The 16691-nt window shown below is 68.7% G+C and carries 16 protein-coding genes and 1 pseudogene; 9 read left to right on the top strand and 8 right to left on the bottom strand.

The features are described from left to right. Nucleotides 1-87: 87 nt before the first annotated feature. Together MTY59_RS15875 and MTY59_RS15870 are read left to right on the top strand one after the other, a co-directional pair. Nucleotides 88-1323, top strand: a pseudogene (locus MTY59_RS15875) (lytic transglycosylase domain-containing protein); the annotation flags it as partial. 259 nt (nucleotides 1324-1582) lie between these two features. Then, nucleotides 1583-2740, top strand: coding sequence for an Mrp/NBP35 family ATP-binding protein (locus MTY59_RS15870; RefSeq protein ID WP_221041996.1), 1158 nt, complete (start codon nucleotides 1583-1585; stop codon nucleotides 2738-2740). Between the two features lie 23 nt (nucleotides 2741-2763). Here the strand turns inward: MTY59_RS15870 and tatB are convergent, their stop codons facing one another. The 4 genes from tatB to sigE form a co-directional block, all read right to left on the bottom strand. After that, the gene (gene tatB / locus MTY59_RS15865) at nucleotides 2764-3183 is read right to left on the bottom strand and encodes a Sec-independent protein translocase protein TatB (RefSeq protein WP_221041995.1); all 420 of its coding nucleotides are present in this window, start codon (nucleotides 3181-3183) and stop codon (nucleotides 2764-2766) included. Beyond that, nucleotides 3183-4694 carry a serine protease HtrA gene (gene htrA / locus MTY59_RS15860; protein ID WP_221041994.1) on the bottom strand — a complete coding sequence of 504 codons (1512 nt, stop codon included), beginning with the start codon at nucleotides 4692-4694 and terminating at the stop codon, nucleotides 3183-3185. The genes tatB and htrA overlap by 1 nt, the downstream gene beginning before the upstream one ends. A gap of 145 nt (nucleotides 4695-4839) precedes the next feature. Then, on the bottom strand, nucleotides 4840-5235 hold the full coding sequence (gene rseA, locus MTY59_RS15855) for an anti-sigma E factor RseA (RefSeq protein ID WP_221041993.1): 396 nt from the start codon (nucleotides 5233-5235) through the stop codon (nucleotides 4840-4842). Nucleotides 5236-5364: 129 nt separating this feature from the next. Continuing rightward, nucleotides 5365-6120 carry an RNA polymerase sigma factor SigE gene (gene sigE, locus MTY59_RS15850; protein ID WP_221041992.1) on the bottom strand — a complete coding sequence of 252 codons (756 nt, stop codon included), beginning with the start codon at nucleotides 6118-6120 and terminating at the stop codon, nucleotides 5365-5367. 201 nt (nucleotides 6121-6321) lie between these two features. Here sigE and MTY59_RS15845 point away from each other — a divergent pair, with 201 nt between their 5' ends. The 6 genes from MTY59_RS15845 (at nucleotide 6322) to MTY59_RS15820 (ending at nucleotide 12746) form a co-directional block, all read left to right on the top strand. After that, entirely contained in the window at nucleotides 6322-6990 is a 669-nt protein-coding gene (locus MTY59_RS15845) for an O-methyltransferase (RefSeq protein ID WP_007773718.1), read from the top strand. Nucleotides 6991-7121: 131 nt separating this feature from the next. Next, nucleotides 7122-7760, top strand: coding sequence for a TetR/AcrR family transcriptional regulator (locus MTY59_RS15840; protein ID WP_221041991.1), 639 nt, complete (start codon nucleotides 7122-7124; stop codon nucleotides 7758-7760). Beyond that, entirely contained in the window at nucleotides 7750-8703 is a 954-nt protein-coding gene (locus MTY59_RS15835; RefSeq protein ID WP_221041990.1) for an ABC transporter ATP-binding protein, read from the top strand. The genes MTY59_RS15840 and MTY59_RS15835 overlap by 11 nt, the downstream gene beginning before the upstream one ends. Further along, nucleotides 8700-10343, top strand: coding sequence for an ABC transporter permease (locus MTY59_RS15830; RefSeq protein ID WP_221041989.1), 1644 nt, complete (start codon nucleotides 8700-8702; stop codon nucleotides 10341-10343). Before MTY59_RS15835 ends, MTY59_RS15830 begins: the two co-directional genes overlap by 4 nt. Nucleotides 10344-10350: 7 nt before the next feature. Further along, complete coding sequence (locus tag MTY59_RS15825; RefSeq protein ID WP_221041988.1) at nucleotides 10351-11025, top strand: methyltransferase family protein; 675 nt, start codon at nucleotides 10351-10353, stop codon at nucleotides 11023-11025. Nucleotides 11026-11054: 29 nt separating this feature from the next. After that, nucleotides 11055-12746, top strand: a complete 1692-nt coding sequence (locus MTY59_RS15820; protein ID WP_221041987.1) for a CocE/NonD family hydrolase — start codon at nucleotides 11055-11057, stop codon at nucleotides 12744-12746. Here the strand turns inward: MTY59_RS15820 and glgC are convergent. Next, complete coding sequence (gene glgC / locus MTY59_RS15815; RefSeq protein WP_076103526.1) at nucleotides 12743-13957, bottom strand: glucose-1-phosphate adenylyltransferase; 1215 nt, start codon at nucleotides 13955-13957, stop codon at nucleotides 12743-12745. The two genes, MTY59_RS15820 and glgC, sit on opposite strands and share 4 nt — an antisense overlap. A 171-nt stretch (nucleotides 13958-14128) precedes the next feature. Between glgC and glgA the strand changes: the two genes are divergently transcribed. Beyond that, nucleotides 14129-15292, top strand: coding sequence for a glycogen synthase (gene glgA, locus MTY59_RS15810; protein WP_221041986.1), 1164 nt, complete (start codon nucleotides 14129-14131; stop codon nucleotides 15290-15292). A gap of 29 nt (nucleotides 15293-15321) precedes the next feature. Here the strand turns inward: glgA and MTY59_RS15805 are convergent, their stop codons facing one another. From MTY59_RS15805 to MTY59_RS15795, 3 genes are all read right to left on the bottom strand, one after another. Next, nucleotides 15322-15495, bottom strand: coding sequence for a DUF3117 domain-containing protein (locus MTY59_RS15805; RefSeq protein WP_003878471.1), 174 nt, complete (start codon nucleotides 15493-15495; stop codon nucleotides 15322-15324). A 166-nt stretch (nucleotides 15496-15661) separates the two neighbouring features. After that, the gene (locus MTY59_RS15800; protein ID WP_221041985.1) at nucleotides 15662-16243 is read right to left on the bottom strand and encodes a DNA-3-methyladenine glycosylase I; all 582 of its coding nucleotides are present in this window, start codon (nucleotides 16241-16243) and stop codon (nucleotides 15662-15664) included. Further along, the gene (locus MTY59_RS15795; RefSeq protein ID WP_221041984.1) at nucleotides 16240-16599 is read right to left on the bottom strand and encodes a DivIVA domain-containing protein; all 360 of its coding nucleotides are present in this window, start codon (nucleotides 16597-16599) and stop codon (nucleotides 16240-16242) included. Before MTY59_RS15795 ends, MTY59_RS15800 begins: the two co-directional genes overlap by 4 nt. Between the last annotated feature and the right edge of the window lie 92 nt (nucleotides 16600-16691).

Raw genomic sequence — 16691 nt, 5'->3', positions numbered from 1 at the left:
CCACTCGTGTCACAAGAGTTATGTATGGTGATCTGGTTCACCGAGCTAACAGAAAGTGGACCCAGCTCACATATCTAGGACGGTCGAGTGCGCATTGGGGGAAGCCGGGGTGAGAGCCCCGCCGCGAGTGAGCGGCAGCGATCACTTCGGAACACGCGCAAGCCTATTTTCGGCGTGGCAATGATTGCTCCACTGGTCTTCGCGGGGGCGGTCAGCGCAGCGGCCCCGTCGCTTCCGGTGCGAATGCCGCCTCGGCATGCCGCCGTCACCCCCGTGGCCGCGGTGTCGCCGACCTTCCCCGACCTCACCGGACCCGCCGTCGTCGCGATCGACCGCAGCCCGACCGTCTTTCACGTCGCCGAGCCCGCGTTGTCGGCTCCGCCGCCGGCGATGATCGTCAATGCGCGGGGCGCACTGGGCATTCCGAGCATCGCGCTGGCCGCATACCGCAGCGCGGAACAAAAGATGGCCGTCGCCGCCCCGGGCTGTGGGGTGAGCTGGAATTTGCTGGCCGGCATCGGGCGCATCGAATCGGGCCACGCGGGCGGCGGCGCCGTCGACGCGCGCGGCACCGCGATCAGCCCGATCTACGGCCCGTCGCTGGACGGGACGCTGCCCGGCAACGAAACGATCATCCAGAGCAGCGCCGGCAACCGCGTCACCTACGCCCGCGCGATGGGGCCGATGCAGTTCCTGCCGGGGACCTGGGCGCGCTACGCCTCGGACGGCAAGGGCGACGGCGTCGCGGATCCGCAGAACATCTTCGACGCCACCCTGGCGGCCGCCCGCTACCTGTGCAGCGGCGGGCTCAACCTGCGTGACCAGTCGCAGGTCTTGACCGCGATCCTGCGCTACAACAACTCGATGCCCTACGCGCAGAACGTGCTGGGCTGGGCGGCGGCTTACGCCACCGGCGTGGTGCCGGTCGACCTGCCGCCGATGACCGGACCGCCGCCGCCGCTGGGCGACGCGCACCTCGAGCACCCCGAAGGGCTCGGCCCCAACCTGCCGATGAACATCAACGGCCTGCCGCTGGACGACCCGCTGGCGCGCGTTCCGCTGATCGACTTGAGCAGCCCGGCGCTCGTCAGCCCCCCGCCGATGTTCCCGTGGATGACGCCCACGCCCCAGCAGGCGCCGGCCCAGATTCCCGGTTGCACGGTGATCTGCATCAGCTCGCAGGGCACCCCGCCCGCGGGTCCGCCGCCGCCGTTCGCGCCCCCAGCACCGTTTGCGCCCGCGGCGCCACCGGCACCGTTTGCGCCCCCGCCGCCGTTCGGTGCGCCGCCGCCGGACGCCGGACCCGCGCCGGCGCCCCCCGGCCGCGGTGCAGGCGCCCCCGGCCGCGGTGCAGGCGCCCCCCGGCCGCCGGACCCTCGCAGGCCGCACCGGCGCCCAAGCCCGCCGGCCCGTCGGGCGCGGCGCCCGGCACGGCCAAGCCGAAGCCGGCGGGACCCGGTCCGGCCTGACCGGCCCAGCGGCGATCGCAAGCGCGGCCAGGCCGCGCCCAGCGGGTCGCCGCCCAACAGCCCAGCGGGTCGCCGCAAAACGGCTTCGTCGCGCACGCCTACACTCGGCGGTGATGTCCCGCCATGACTCTTCTGATTCAGCAGCCGACCTGAACGCGGCTATTCGCACCGCCCTGGGCAAGGTGATCGACCCCGAACTGCGGCGTCCGATCACCGAACTCGGGATGGTCAAGAGCATCGACACCGAGCCCGACGGCGCGGTGCACGTCGCGATCTACCTGACCACCGCCAGCTGCCCGAAGAAAACCGAGATCAGCGACCGCGTCAGCCAGGCGGTCGCCGACGTCCCGGGCACCGGCGCGGTCAAGGTCACCCTGGACGTGATGAACGACGAGCAGCGCACCGAGCTGCGCAAGCAGTTGCGTGGCGACGCCCGCGAGCCCGTTATCCCGTTCGCGCAACCGAATTCGCTGACCCGGGTCTACGCCGTCGCGTCCGGCAAGGGTGGTGTCGGCAAGTCCACCGTCACGGTCAACCTGGCGGCGGCGATGGCGGCCCGCGGCCTGTCGGTCGGTGTGCTGGACGCCGATATCCACGGCCATTCCATCCCCCGGATGATGGGCACCACCGAGCGGCCCACCCAGGTCGAGTCGATGATTCTGCCGCCCATTGCGCACGAGGTGCGGGTCATCTCGATCGCCCAGTTCACCGAGGGCAACACCCCGGTGGTGTGGCGCGGGCCGATGCTGCACCGGGCGCTGCAGCAGTTCCTGGCCGACGTCTACTGGGGCGATCTGGACGTGCTGTTGCTCGACCTGCCGCCGGGGACCGGCGACATCGCCATCTCGGTGGCGCAGCTGATTCCGAACGCGGAGATCCTGGTGGTGACGACGCCACAGCTGGCCGCGGCGGAGGTCGCCGAGCGGGCGGGCAGCATCGCGTTGCAGACCCGCCAGCGCGTCGTCGGCGTCGTGGAGAACATGTCCGGGCTCACCCTGCCCGACGGCTCCACGCTGCAGGTATTCGGTGAGGGCGGTGGCCAGCAGGTGGCCGAGCGGCTCTCTCGGGCGTTCGGCGCCGACGTGCCGCTGCTGGGTCAGATCCCGCTGGATCCCGAGCTGGTGGCCGCGGGTGATTCCGGCACGCCGCTGGTGCTGAGCGCACCCGATTCGCCGGTGGGCAAGGCGCTGCGCGGGGTGGCCGACAGCTTGTCGTCGCGCAAGCGAGGGCTCGCCGGCGTATCGCTGGGGCTCGATCCGACCCGCCGCTGACGCACGCGCGGCCGCGCTGGCCGTCAGGTCGCGTCGGAGTCGAACGGCGTGTGACCGCCGGCCTGCTGCTGTTCGGCCGCCAACGCCTGGCCGTTCGCCGCGGGCGGGGCCGGGTGCGGGGTCTGCGGCGGGGCGCCATTCGCCGGTTTGTCGAAGGCTCCGGTCAGGAAGGAGTCGTCGCCGTCTAGGAGATGCTTGGTCAGCGCCGCCCGCGGTGTCATGCCCCGCAGCTTCTGCAGTTCGCTGAGCGGGACGCGCAGATCGTCGAACTCGGGACCGAGGTCCTCACGCAGCTGGCTGGTGACACCGCTGAGGTAGTCACGCGCCTGACGCAAGGCGTTGGACGTCCACCGGATGGCACCCGGCAGCCGCTCGGGCCCGAGGACCACAAGCCCGACCACGACGAGGACGAGCATGTGCTCCCAGCTCAGGCTGCCGAACATCAGCTGTCGGGGTCTGGTTTGACGGTCAGCGTGACGTGGCGGCCGTCGCGGACGACCTCGATCGGCGAATCCTGGCCGATGGTCAACTGCCGCACCGCGACGACGAACTCGTCGGCATCGGCCACCTTGCGGTTACCGACCTTGACGACGACGTCGTTCTCCAGGACTCCGCCCTTCTGCGCGGGGCTGCCCGCCTTCACGTTGGCCACCTGGGCGCCGGACGCGATCGCGTTGCTCACCGACCGGGTGCTGACGCCCAGCGTCGGGTGCACAATCTTGCCGTCCTTGATCAACGTCTCGGCGACCTGCTTGGCCTCGTTGATCGGGATCGCGAAGCCCAGCCCACTTGCGCTGTCGGACAACGACTTACCGGCCGTGTCGATGCCGATCACCTGGGAATCCATGTCGATCAGCGGACCACCGGAGTTTCCGTGGTTGATCGAGGCGTCGGTCTGCAGCGCGTCGATCACCGTATCGGTGTCCGAGCCCTCCCCCGACAGCGGCACCGGGCGGTGCAGCGCGCTGATGATGCCGTGCGTCACGGTGCTGCGCAGCCCCAGCGGCGCACCCGCGGCCAGCACCTCGTCGCCCACCCGCACCTTGTCGGAGTCGCCCAGGCGTGCCACCGACAGGTTGTCGACGTTGTCGACCTTCAGCACGGCCAGGTCGGTCTTGGGGTCGCGGCCCACCAGGTTCGCCGGCACCTCTTTGCCGTCGTTGAACACCACCGTCGTCTTGAACTGGCTGGGGTTGTTCGCCGCCTCGGAGATGACGTGGTTGTTGGTGACGATGTAGCCGCGGCCGTCGATGACGACTCCGGAGCCCTGCATGCCTTCCTGGTCGCTCTTGGACTCGATGGTCACCACCGCACCCGCCGTCGCAGCCGCCACCTTGGCGAAGCGCCCGGCCGGGCCTTCGCCGTTGCCGCTGGTCGACAGCGTCACCTTGGAGGTGGTGAACGCCTCGGCGACCTCGGCTGTCTTGCGACCGATCACACCGCCGAGCAGACCGATGACCAGGGCGATCAGCAGCAGGATCAGCAACGCGAGGTAGGACACCTTGCCGCCGAACAACACGTCGCGCACGCCGAGTTTGCCGCCGTAGCCCAGGGCGGTCCCGGATCGCGACGGCGCCACCGCCGGCGTGCCCAACGCCGCCGCGGCGCCCGGGTCTCGCCAGGGATCGTCGTGCCCGTCGGGCTCCATCCCGTTTTTCTCGCCGGCCAGCGCGTTGGCGTCGACCGGGTGGCGCTGCAACGAGTCGGGGCTGCCATCGGGCCGGTGGAAGGCCTCCTGCAGCACGGGGTCGGCCGGCCGGTTGCCCGGCCGGAACTCGGCCTGGTCAAGGTACTTCTGCGGACGGACCCGCTCGGCCACGAACGACCCGCGCAGCCCGTCGGGACGACCGAACTCCCGAGTCGAAGCGGGGTCGACCGGCGGACGCGAGATGGGGCGCGGCGCTAAGCGGTTGCCGCTGTCTTTTGCTTGGTCGTAGCCTTGGTCGGAGGTCACGTTATCCCTTTTGGATCCTCTACTTGAGCGCTCGAGACAGGCCTTTACCGGGCGAAATACGCGGCACCGGCGTTGTCCGTGTCCACCCTAGTATCCATGGCGCGCCGTCGGTCGGCATGAACGCGCGTGTGGGGTGGGCTGGACGCTACCGGCGCTTGCGCCGCTCACGTCCGTCACGGTCGGCGAAGCGGTCGGATGCCGGCGCGGAGGAATCGTCGGGCGACTCGAAGGGAATGTCGGCGAGCATGCCGAGCAGCGTGCTGGGGATGCGGATGGGGCGCGAATCGCGCAGCGCCGCGCGCGCCCTGCTCTGGTCCTCGACCTCGCCCGCACACTGGGCGCACAACGACAGGTGATGCGCGGCCCGCAGGTGCGCGTTCATCCGGAGCTCGCCGTCGACGAACGCCGCGATCGCTTCGACGGACAGGTGCTCGGTGGACCCGAACTGGCGCGGTGCGCCGACGGGCGCGTCGCTCTGCGAGGCGAACTGAGCGGGGAGCCAGGAGAACGCGCGGCGGAACACATGTCCACGATCGGGCATCACCAACTCCTCGCCATTCATTTCTTATTGCCGCCTTATTCGAATGTAGCGCGAGAGGGAGCGCGATACCGAGGCAAAGGCCGCAAAGCCGCTGAATAGCTGCCCGACCGTTAGGTGGGCGGTCGGTGATTACGCCGACTTGGCGCGCGCCGCGTCGTGATCGGGGTGCGTGGCCAGGTAGTCCCGCAACGCCTGGCGTCCGCGGTGGATGCGGCTGCGCACGGTGCCCAGTTTGACGCCCAACGTGGCGCCGATCTCCTCGTAGGACAAGCCTTCGATGTCACACAGCACGACGGCGGCACGAAATTCCGGCGGCAGCGAATCGAGCGCGGCCTGCAGGTCGGGGCCCAGCCGCGAATCGTGATAGATCTGCTCGGGGTTCGGCTCGTCGGCGGGCACCCGCTCGTAATCCTCGGGCAGCGCCTCCATCCGGATGCGCGAACGGCGGCGCACCATGTCGAGGAAGAGGTTGGTGGTGATGCGGTGCAACCACCCCTCGAACGTTCCCGGCTGGTAGTTCTGCACCGACCGGAAGACCCGGATGAAGGTCTCCTGGGTGAGGTCCTCGGCATCGTGCTGATTGCCGGAAAGCCGGTAGGCCAGCCGATACACCCGGTCGGCGTGCTGGCGCACCAACTCGTCCCAGGACGGCATGGCCGCCTTGTCGCCAGTCGCGTCGAACACCGCGGTCCCTTGCAGCGCGTCGGACGGCTCCACCCACTCGTCGGCGGGGAGCTCCTGCGCATGAGACATGCTGGACGGGCTGAGAAGCGTGGTGATGATCAAGTCCTCCGAATCCGGGGTGCCGAACAACGGCACTTCGTCACTGGCGGCAACAGGTAGTTCCCAGTCGGTATTCCCGGTCCAACGCCCTCCGCGATCCATAGGGCTACCGTCGCGTACCGGAGTATGTGCGGTATATGAACAGTCTGAGCTGACCCTGAGAAACCGTATCGTTACCTGCGCTGTGCAGGAGATATCCATCGCGCAGTGACCTTAAACGCACCGGGAGCGTTGGGCGTGTCACGCCGATCCGATTCAGGCGCGCCTGTCGGACTGCGCGCCGAAGTGGAATACGCTGCGGGCATGGACGGCACCGACGCAGAAGCCCCCGGCCAGGCAGCGCCCAGCCGGGCCGATTCGCTCTTCGCGCACGCCGAAAGCTCGATATCGGAAGACGCGTTGCTGGCGGCCGCGCGCGAGCGGGCCGTGGACATCGGCGCCGGGGCGGTGACACCGGCGGTGGGCGCGTTGCTGAGCCTGCTGACCAAGCTGAGTGGCGGCAAGGCCATCGCCGAAGTGGGTACCGGCGCGGGCGTCAGCGGGCTGTGGCTGTTGTCCGGCATGAGCGACGACGGCGTCTTGACGACGATCGACATCGAGCCCGAATATCTGCGGCTGGCCAAGCAGGCCTTCACCGAGGCCGGCATCGGCCCGTCGCGCACCCGGCTGATCGGGGGCCGCGCCCAGGAGGTGCTCACCCGGCTCGCCGACGAGTCCTACGACCTGGTGTTCATCGACGCCGACCCGGTCGATCAGCCGGACTACGTCGTCGAAGGGGTGCGGCTGCTGCGCCCCGGCGGCGTGATCGTGGTGCATCGCGCCGCGCTGGGCGGACGGGCCGGTGACCCCGCTGCCCGCGACGCCGAGGTGGTCGCGGTCCGGGAGGCCGCACGCCTGATCGCCGAGGACGAACGCCTCACCCCGGCGCTCGTGCCGCTCGGCGACGGCATCCTGGCCGCCGTGCGCGACTGATCCGCCCGGCTTTCTCCCATCCCGCCGCTTCGGCGTCGACCACGCCGTCCTCGGGGGCGGCTACATCTTTATGGATTCTTGACGCGCGCCGTCCTTGACCGCGGGCTGAACACACGTTTAGTGTACTGAACATGCGTTCAGCCGACTTGACCGCAGCCGCCCGGATCCGAGACGCGGCCATCGAACAATTCGGCGAGCACGGGTTCGGCGTCGGGCTGCGCGCCATCGCCGAAGCGGCCGGCGTCAGCGCCGCACTGGTCATCCACCACTTCGGCTCCAAGGACGGCCTGCGCAAGGCGTGCGAGGACTACATCGCCGAGACGATCCGCGGCACCAAATCGGAGGCGCTGCAATCCAACGACCCGGCCACCTGGTTCGCCCAACTGGCCGAGATCGAGGAGTACGCGCCGCTGATGGCCTACCTGGTGCGTAGCATGCAGACCGGCGGCGATCTGGCAAACATGTTGTGGCGCAGGATGATCGACAATGCCGAGGAATACATGGACGAGGGCGTGCGGGCAGGGACGATCAAGCCGAGCCGCGATCCCAAGGCCAGGGCCAGGTATCTGGCCATCACCGGCGGCGGCGGATTTCTGCTGTACATCCAAATGCATGATACGCCAACGGATCTGCGGGCGGTACTGCGGGATTACTCGCGCGAGATGATATTGCCCGCGCTCGAGGTCTACAGCGAGGGACTGCTGACCGACCGGACCATGTACGACGCATTCCTGGCCGCTGAAGATCAAGGAGAATCTGATGCCCACTGAAACCGCCACCGGTGTCGCACCCATCGAGATCCGCGGGCTCACAAAAAATTTCGGTGTGGTGCGGGCGCTGGACGGCCTGGACCTCACGGTGCGGGAAGGCGAAGTCCACGGGTTCCTCGGGCCCAACGGCGCGGGGAAGTCGACGACCATCCGTATCCTGCTCGGCCTGGTCAAGGCCGACGGCGGCAGCGTGCGGCTGCTCGGCGGCGACCCCTGGACCCAGGCGGTCGCCCTGCATCGCCAAATCGCTTATGTCCCAGGCGACGTCACCCTGTGGCCGTCGCTGACCGGCGGTGAGATCATCGACCTGCTGGCCCGCATGCGGGGCGGCATCGACAAGAAGCGCCGCGCCGAGTTGATCGAGCGCTTCGACCTGGACCCGCACAAGAAGGCGCGCACGTACTCCAAGGGCAACCGCCAGAAGGTTTCGCTGATCTCGGCGTTCTCGTCACACGCCAGGCTGCTGCTTCTGGACGAGCCGAGCAGCGGCCTGGACCCGTTGATGGAGAATGTGTTTCAACAGTGCGTGGCGCAGGCGCGCGATCGGGGCACGACGGTGTTGTTGTCCAGCCACATCCTGGCCGAAACGGAAGCGTTGTGCGAACGGGTGACGATCATCCGCGCCGGCAAGACCATCGAAAGCGGGTCGCTGAACTCCATGCGGCACCTGAGCCGCACCTCGATCAAGGCCGAAATGATCGGCGATCCAGGCGATCTCAGACGCATCAAGGGGGTCGAGGACATCACCGTCGAGGGCAACACGCTGCGCGCCCAGGTCGACAGCGAGAGCCTGGGCGAGCTCATCCGCGTGCTCGGCGATGCCGGGGTGCGCAGCCTGGTCAGCCAGCCGCCGACCCTCGAAGAGCTTTTCCTGCGGCACTATGACACGTCGGGCGGCGACGGCCGGCACGGACGCGACGAAGCAAAGGCCTCGCTGTCATGAGCACGACCACGCTGGACCGACCTTTCGCGTCGGCATCGCCTGCGCCGCTTAAGAGTTCGAACTTCTCCGGAACGCTGGCGATGCTGCGGCTCTACCTGCGCCGCGACCGGGTCTCGATGCCGCTGTGGGTGCTGCTGCTGTCGGTCCCGTTGGCCACGGTGTACGTCGGCAGCATCGAAAAGGTCTATCCCACCGCGCCCGCCCGCGCCGGATTCGTGGCCTCCATCATGGCCAGCCCGGCCCAGCGCGCCCTCTACGGCCAGGTGTACAACGACAGCCTTGGCGCCGTGGGTATTTGGAAAGCCGGCATGTTCCACCTGTTGATCGCGGTGGCCGTCATCCTCACGGTGATCCGGCATACCCGCGCCGACGAGGAGAACGGACGGACCGAGCTGGTGGACTCGACCGCGATCGGCCGCTACGCCAGCCTGAGCGCGGCGCTGCTGCTGTCGTTCGGAGCATCGATCGCCACCGGCGCGATCGGTGCGGCCGGCTTGTTGAGCACCGACGTCCCGGCCGGCGGGTCGCTGGCCTTCGGGGCGGCGCTGGCCTGCTCCGGCCTGGTGTTCACCGCCGTCGCCGCGGTGACCGCGCAGTTGTCGCCGAGCGCCCGGTTCGCCCGCGGTGCCGCGTTCGCCGTACTGGGCGCCGCGTTCACCTTGCGTGCCGTCGGCGACGCCGGTGACGGCACGCTCTCGTGGCTTTCCCCGCTGGGGTGGTCACTGCAGGTCAAACCGTATGCGGGCGACCGCTGGTGGGTGCTGGTGTTGCACCTGGCGACGACGGTCGTGCTGACGGTGCTGGCGTATCGGTTGCTCGCCGGCCGCGACGTCGGCGCCGGGCTGATCGCGGAGCGGCCTGGCCCCGCCAACGCCGCGCCGGCGCTGGGCAACGTGTTCGGGCTGACGTGGCGGCTGGACCGCGCCTCGCTGCTGCTGTGGACCGTGGGGCTGTGCCTGTACGGCCTGCTGATCGGCAGCGTGGTGCACGGCATCGGCGACGAGCTGGGCGGCAGTGGCGTGGCGCGCGACATCGTCGCGCGGATGGGCGGCACCAGCGCTCTCGAGGACGCGTTCATCGCCGTCGCGTTTTCCATGATGGGCATGGTCGCCGCGGCGTTCGCCGTCTCGCTCACGTTACGGCTCCACCAGGAAGAGTCGAGCCAGCGAGCCGAAACGGTGCTGGCGGGCGCGGTGTCGCGAACCCGCTGGTTGACAAGTCATTTGGTGACCGCACTCGCCGGATCCGCGGCGGCGATGCTGGCCAGCGGCCTGACCGCAGGTGTGGTCTATGGCGTCGCGGCCGGCGATGTCGGCGCCAAGCTGCCGATGGTCGTTGCCAGCGCGGCCGTCCAACTCCCCGCCGTGTGGCTGTTGTCGGCCGTGACGGTCTGCGTGTTCGGCTTTGTCCCGCGCCTGACGCCGGTGGCCTGGGGTGTGCTGATCGGCTTCGTCGCCCTGTACCTGATCGGGTCGTTGGCCGGTTTCCCGCAGTGGTTGCTCGACCTGGAACCCTTCGCACACATTCCGCGGATCGGCACAGAATTCACCGTCGTACCACTGTTATGGCTACTGGCCGTGGACGTAGGGTTGGTGGTTCTGGGTGCCATAGCTTTTCGGCGCCGCGATCTCCGCTGCTAGGAGGGTGATGAAAACCGGGATCAGAATAACGGCGACATCCCTCTCGGGCATTCTCTCCTGGGTTTTGATCCTTCTCCTCCCGGCCGGCACCCTGCACTACTGGCAGGCGTGGGTCTTCATCGCCGTGTTCACGGTGGCGACCATCGTCCCCACCGTCTACCTGGCCCACGCCAATCCCGCGGCCCTGCAGCGCCGCATGCGCGCCGGCCCGCGGGCGGAGCCCCGGCAGGCTCAGAAGTTCATCATCGCCGGGTCGTTTCTGGGCCTGTTCGCGACGATGGTGTTCAGCGCGTTCGATCATCGGTTCGGCTGGTCGTCGGTGCCGCCGTGGCTGTCGGTGCTCGGCGATGTGCTGGTGGCGACGGGCCTCGGCATCGCCATGCTGGTGATCGTCCAGAACAGCTATGCCGGCGCCACGGTCACGGTGGAAAGCGGCCAGACGGTCGTGTCCAGCGGCCTCTACAAATTCGTGCGCCATCCGATGTACGTCGGCAATGTGATCATGATGATCGGCATTCCCCTGGCGCTCGGCTCGTACTGGGGATTACTCTTCATCCTCCCGGGCATCGTCGGACTGACACTGCGCATCCTGGATGAGGAAAAACTGCTTCGCCGGGAATTGCCCGGGTACCGCGAATACGGCGACCGCGTGCGCTACCGGCTCGTGCCTCACGTCTGGTAGCCACCCGGCCCACCGCTTAAAGTATTGGCGTGCTGCACAATCGGCCACCGGCCCTGGACCGCCCGTGGCGGCGCCCCGGCGCGCTGCGGTATGCGTTGACCAGGATTCGCGGCGTCGCCAAGCCGCCCGTCACGGTCACCAGCCCGCCCGCCGACCTGCAGGTCGAGCGTGACGTGGCCGTCACCACGCGGGACGGAACGATCTTGCGGATCAACATGTTTCGCGAGGGCAGCGGGGCCGAAGCGCGCCGGCCGGTCATCCTGAGCATCCACCCGTACGGCAAGGACAACCTGCCGACCCGGCGCGGCAACAAGACGACGTTCTCGGTGCAGTACCGGATGATACGTCAGCCGCAACCGGTGGCCTTTTCCACGCTGACCGGTTGGGAGGCACCGGATCCGGCATGGTGGACCGCGCAGGGCTTCGTCGTGGTGAACGCCGACTCGCGTGGCTGCGGCCATTCGGACGGCACCGGGAACCTGCTGTCCCGCCGGGAAGCCGAGGACACCTACGACCTGGTGCAGTGGATCGCCGTACAACCGTGGAGCGACGGGAACGTGGTCATGCTCGGGGTGTCCTATTTGGCGATCAGCCAGTACGCGGTGGCCGCCCTGGCGCCCCCGGCGTTGCGGGCGATCTGCCCGTGGGAAGGGTTCACCGATGCCTACCGCGACCTGATGTTTCCCGGCGGCGTTCACGAGATCGGCTTCAGCCGGCTGTGGTCGCGCAACCTCAGTCGCGACACTCGGCAGAGCTACGACCTCGCGCGGATGCAGGAAGACCACCCGACGCGCGACGAGTTCTGGCGCTCGCTGGCGCCCGACCTGTCGGCGATCAGGGTCCCCATGCTGGTCTGCGGCAGCTTCTCGGACAACAACCTGCACAGCCGCGGTTCGATGCGGGCATTCGTGCACGGCGGCTCCGAGCACGCCCGGCTCTACACGCACCGCGGGGGCAAGTGGACGACCTTCTACTCCGACGCGGCGCGCGCCGAGCAGCTGAAGTTCTTTCGCGATGTGCTGGGCGGCGCCCCGGCCTCGCGCAGTGTGCGCCTGGAGGTGCGCGAGGACCGCGACACCGTCACCGCGGTGCGCGAAGAGACCGAGTGGCCGCTGGCCCGCACGCGTTGGCGCCCACTGTATCTGGGCGACGCCGGTTCGCTGACGCCCGAGCAGCCCGCGACGCCCGGCCGCATCGCGTTCGGAACGCGTTCCGGTGCAGCATCTTTCGCATGGACCGTCGCCGAGGATGTCGAGCTGACCGGCCCGATGGTGGCCCGGCTGTGGGTCGAGCTGAGCGGCTGCGACGACGCGAACCTGTTCGTCGGCGTGGAGAAGTGGCGCGGCGGGCGGTTCGTCGGCTTCGAGGGGTCCTACGGCTATGGCCGCGATCGGGTGACCAGCGGATGGCAGCGAGTTGCGCTGCGCGCCCTGGACCCCGAGCTGTCCGGGCCGGCCGAACCGGTCATCACGGGCACCGACCCACGCCCGCTGTCGGCCGGCGAGTTGGCCGCGGTCGAGGTGGAGCTGGGCCCGTCGGCGACGCTGTTCCGCGCCGGCGAGCAGTTGCGGCTGGTGGTCGCCGCGCGCTGGCTGTCCCCGAGAAACCCACTCACCGGCCAATTTCCGGCGTGGTACCAGGGCTCGCCGCGCGGCCGCGTCACGCTGCACTGGGGTCCACAGCACGAGGCCCACCTGCTGATTCCGGAGATCCCGGGCTAGATCCAGACGCCCTTGCCCACGGCGACCACACCGCCGGCGCTGATCGCGAAGCGCTCGCGGTCCTTTTCCAGATCCACGCCAACCATCTCGCCCGGCCCGACGACGACGTTCTTGTCCAGGATCGCGTGGCGCACCACCGCGCCGCGCCCGACGCGGGCGCCGGGCATGATCACGCTGCCCTCGACGATCGCGCCGTCGTCGACCACCACGTTGGACGAGAGCACCGAGTTGCGCACCGAGGCCGCCGAGATGATGCTGCCCGCACCCACCACCGACTCCTGCGCGGAACCGCCGTTGACGAACTTGGCCGGCGCCAGGTTCTCCGACTCGCCGCGGATCGGCCAGCGCTTGTTGTACAGGTTGAACACCGGATGTACCGACACCAAGTCCATGTGCGCGTCGTAGAACGCGTCCAGCGTTCCCACGTCCCGCCAGTAGGCGCGGTCACGATCGGTGGCGCCGGGCACCTCGTTGTCGCTGAAGTCGTACACCGCTGCCATCCCGTCGTCGACCAGTCGTGGGATGATGTCGCCGCCCATGTCGTGATCGGAATGGTCGTCGTCGGCGTCCGCGCGGATCGCGTCGATGAGCACCTTGGTGGTGAAGATGTAGTTGCCCATCGACACGAACGTCTGCTCGGGGTCGTCCGGGGTGCCCGGCGGATCCAGTGGCTTCTCCACGAACTGGCGGATGCGGCCCGACTCGTCGGAATCGATGCAGCCGAACGCGGTGGCTTCGCTGCGGGGCACCCGGATGCCGGCCACCGTCGCGCCCGCACCGCTGTCGATGTGGAACCGGACCATCTGCTCGGGGTCCATCCGGTACACGTGGTCAGCACCGAAAACCACGATGTAGTCGGGGTCTTCGTCATAGATCAGGTTGAGTGACTGGTATATCGCGTCGGCCGAGCCCGTGTACCAGCGCGGGCCGAGCCGCTGCTGGGCGGGCACCGGGGTGATGTACTCGCCGGCCAGGCCGGACAGCCGCCAGTTCTGCGAAATGTGACGGTCCAGTGAATGCGACTTGTACTGGGTGAGAACGCAGATGCGCAGATACCGGGCGTTGACGAGGTTGGACAGGACGAAGTCGATCAGTCGGTAGGCGCCCCCGAAGGGAACCGCGGGCTTGGCGCGATCCGCGGTCAGCGGATACAGCCGCTTGCCCTCACCGCCGGCCAGGACGATGCCCAGCACGTGTGGCGCTTCCCTCATGTTGTCAAACCTATCGGCCGTTGCGAAGGGCTGCCAGGGGGAAGGGGTGATTGGCGGAGTTCTGTGGGGCTGTCTGTCAAGGTATTTGGCGGCGCAGGCCGCGAAGATCGCGCCGGCGGTGTGGCGAACCCGACTCGCGGCGGGCCCCCTCGCCGAACTACCGTTCGGGGTATGCGGGTGGCGATGATGACGCGGGAGTACCCACCAGAGGTCTACGGCGGCGCGGGAGTACACGTCACCGAACTCGTCGCCCAGCTGCGCCGGCTGTGCGCGGTCGACGTCCATTGCATGGGCGCACCGCGCCCGGGCGCCCACGTGCACGAGCCGGACCCGCGGCTGCAGGGCGCCAACGCGGCGATGTCGACCCTGTCGGCCGACCTGATCATGGCCAACGCGGCGTCGGAGGCCGACGTGGTGCATTCGCACACCTGGTACACCGGCATGGCCGGGCATCTGGCCGCGCTGCTCTACGGCATCCCGCACGTCTTGACCGCGCATTCGCTCGAGCCGCTGCGCCCGTGGAAGGCCGAGCAACTCGGTGGGGGCTACCGGATCTCGAGCTGGGTCGAGCAGACCGCCGTGCTGGCCGCCGACGCCGTCATCGCGGTCAGCTCCGCGATGCGCGAGGACGTCCTGCGTGTCTATCCCACACTGGATCCCAGCGCCGTACACGTCATCCGAAACGGCGTCGACACCGACGTCTGGTACCCGGCGGGGCCGGTGCGAAGCGGATCGATGCTGACCGAACTCGGCGTCGATCCGTCCCGGCCCATCGTGGTGTTCGTGGGCCGGATCACGCGGCAGAAGGGGCTGGCGCACCTGGTGGCCGCCGCCCACCGGTTCAGCCCGGAGGCGCAGGTGGTGTTGTGCGCCGGCGCCCCCGACACCCCGGAGATCGCCGAGGAGATCCGCGACGCCGTCGGCGCGCTGTCCCGCACCCGCACCGGAGTGTTCTGGATCCGGGAGATGCTGCCCATCGGGGAGCTACGCGAAATCCTTTCGGCGGCATCGGTTTTCGTTTGCCCGTCGGTGTACGAGCCGTTGGGCATCGTGAATTTGGAGGCGATGGCCTGCTCGACGGCGGTGGTGGCCTCCGATGTCGGCGGCATCCCGGAGGTGGTCGTCGACGGGATCACCGGGACGCTGGTGCATTACGACCCGGACGACGCGCAGGGCTATCAGACCGGATTGGCCGAAGCGGTCAACGAGCTCGTCGCCGACCGCGACAAAGCGCAGCGCTACGGCAAGGCGGGACGCCAGCGCTGCGTCGAAGAGTTCTCCTGGGCCCACGTCGCCGAGCAGACCCTGGAGATCTATCGGAAAGTGTGTGCGTAGCGCCGCCGACATCCATTCGGCGGCAAGCCCTAGCTGGAGCTCGTGACGCCCTTGAGTTCGTCACCGAGGGCAGCCGCTTCGTCGGGCGTCAGCTCGACGACGAGTCGACCGCCTCCCTCAAGTGGTACCCGCATCACGATGCCGCGCCCCTCCTTTGTTGCTTCCAGAGGACCGTCTCCGGTCCGGGGCTTCATCGCCGCCATCGAGTGCTCCCTCCAGATTCGAGCTGGCCCGCCCGTGCGGACCTGGTCGGCACCGAGCATGCCCCGCCAGCGGAATTCAAGCCATGCCCGGCATCGAACTGCCTTATCACGCCTCCATTGTTCCCTATCCAGGTCACCGCTTGTACAAAGACCCGCAACTGTGTGCTCAGCGGGCGGTGGCGGGCACCCAGCAACCGCGGATATGGTCGTCGACCATCCCGGTCGCCTGCATCAGCGCATAGGCGGTGGTCGGGCCGACGAAGCGGAAGCCGCGCCGCTTGAGTTCACGAGCCATGGCCTTCGATTCGTCAGTGGCTGAGGGGATTTGGGACGCGTCGGCCGGACGGGGCCGCGGCGACGGCGCAAACGACCACAGCAGGTCCGCCAGGTCCGCCGGAGTTCCCAGTTCAGCGGCGGCCCGGGCGTTGGCGATCGTCGACTCGATCTTGGCGCGGTTGCGCACGATTCCCTGATCCGTCATCAGCCGCTGTACGTCGGCGTCGGTGTACTCGGCGACCTCGGCTATGTCGAACCGGGCGAACGCACGCCGGAAATTCTCCCGTTTCCGCAGGATGATCAGCCAGGACAGGCCACTTTGAAAGGCCTCCAGGCTCATCCGCTCGAACAACGCGACCCCGTCGCGCACCGGTTGGCCCCATTCGCGGTCGTGGTAGTCGCGATAGAGCTCGAAATCGGGTCCGGGTCGCACGGTCGCCCAGCTGCAGCGAACCAACTCGTCTTCACTCACACCGAGTCCTGACGATCCTCACCGTCGTCTGGTTCCCCGGGCTCGCCCTCGGCCTCCCGAGCGGCGGCAGGCGAGGCGTGCACCGCGGCCAGCTGGCCGCGCAGCGCCTCGAGCTCGCGGGCGAGCCGATCCAGCACCCAGTCCACCTCGCTGGTCTTGTAACCGCGCAGGACCTGGGTGAACTTGACGGCGTCGACGTCGGAGCCGGTCACCCCGAACGCCGGCAGCACCGTGGCCGTCGTCCCACGGGGCAGGGGCGGCAGCTGCTCGCCGCGCCCGAACAACAGGCTGGCCGCGCCGAACAGGACGATCGCCACCAGCACCAGGACCACCAGGTACAGCAACACCAACGCCACGTGTTCGATATTGCCCTATGCCACCGACACGGCGACGTTCAGCGTGACCGCGCCGGGATCTATCTGGCGATCGCGAGCGCGGCGTGCCGGGC

The sequence above is a fragment of the Mycobacterium senriense genome, assembly GCF_019668465.1.
GTDB classification, from domain to species: Bacteria; Actinomycetota; Actinomycetes; order Mycobacteriales; family Mycobacteriaceae; genus Mycobacterium; species Mycobacterium senriense.
This window is presented reverse-complemented; position numbering and strand designations above follow the sequence as displayed.

Coding starts and splice junctions, on each gene's coding strand:
- glgC (WP_076103526.1), bottom strand. CDS start 13,957: ATGAGGGAAGCGCCACACGTGCTGGGCATCGTCCTGGCCGGCGGTGAG.
- tatB (WP_221041995.1), bottom strand. CDS start 3,183: ATGTTCGGCAGCCTGAGCTGGGAGCACATGCTCGTCCTCGTCGTGGTC.
- MTY59_RS15830 (WP_221041989.1), top strand. CDS start 8,700: ATGAGCACGACCACGCTGGACCGACCTTTCGCGTCGGCATCGCCTGCG.
- rseA (WP_221041993.1), bottom strand. CDS start 5,235: ATGCCCGATCGTGGACATGTGTTCCGCCGCGCGTTCTCCTGGCTCCCC.
- MTY59_RS15840 (WP_221041991.1), top strand. CDS start 7,122: ATGCGTTCAGCCGACTTGACCGCAGCCGCCCGGATCCGAGACGCGGCC.
- MTY59_RS15845 (WP_007773718.1), top strand. CDS start 6,322: ATGGACGGCACCGACGCAGAAGCCCCCGGCCAGGCAGCGCCCAGCCGG.
- sigE (WP_221041992.1), bottom strand. CDS start 6,120: ATGGATCGCGGAGGGCGTTGGACCGGGAATACCGACTGGGAACTACCT.
- MTY59_RS15805 (WP_003878471.1), bottom strand. CDS start 15,495: ATGGCGGCGATGAAGCCCCGGACCGGAGACGGTCCTCTGGAAGCAACA.
- MTY59_RS15835 (WP_221041990.1), top strand. CDS start 7,750: ATGCCCACTGAAACCGCCACCGGTGTCGCACCCATCGAGATCCGCGGG.
- MTY59_RS15870 (WP_221041996.1), top strand. CDS start 1,583: ATGTCCCGCCATGACTCTTCTGATTCAGCAGCCGACCTGAACGCGGCT.
- MTY59_RS15825 (WP_221041988.1), top strand. CDS start 10,351: ATGAAAACCGGGATCAGAATAACGGCGACATCCCTCTCGGGCATTCTC.
- glgA (WP_221041986.1), top strand. CDS start 14,129: ATGCGGGTGGCGATGATGACGCGGGAGTACCCACCAGAGGTCTACGGC.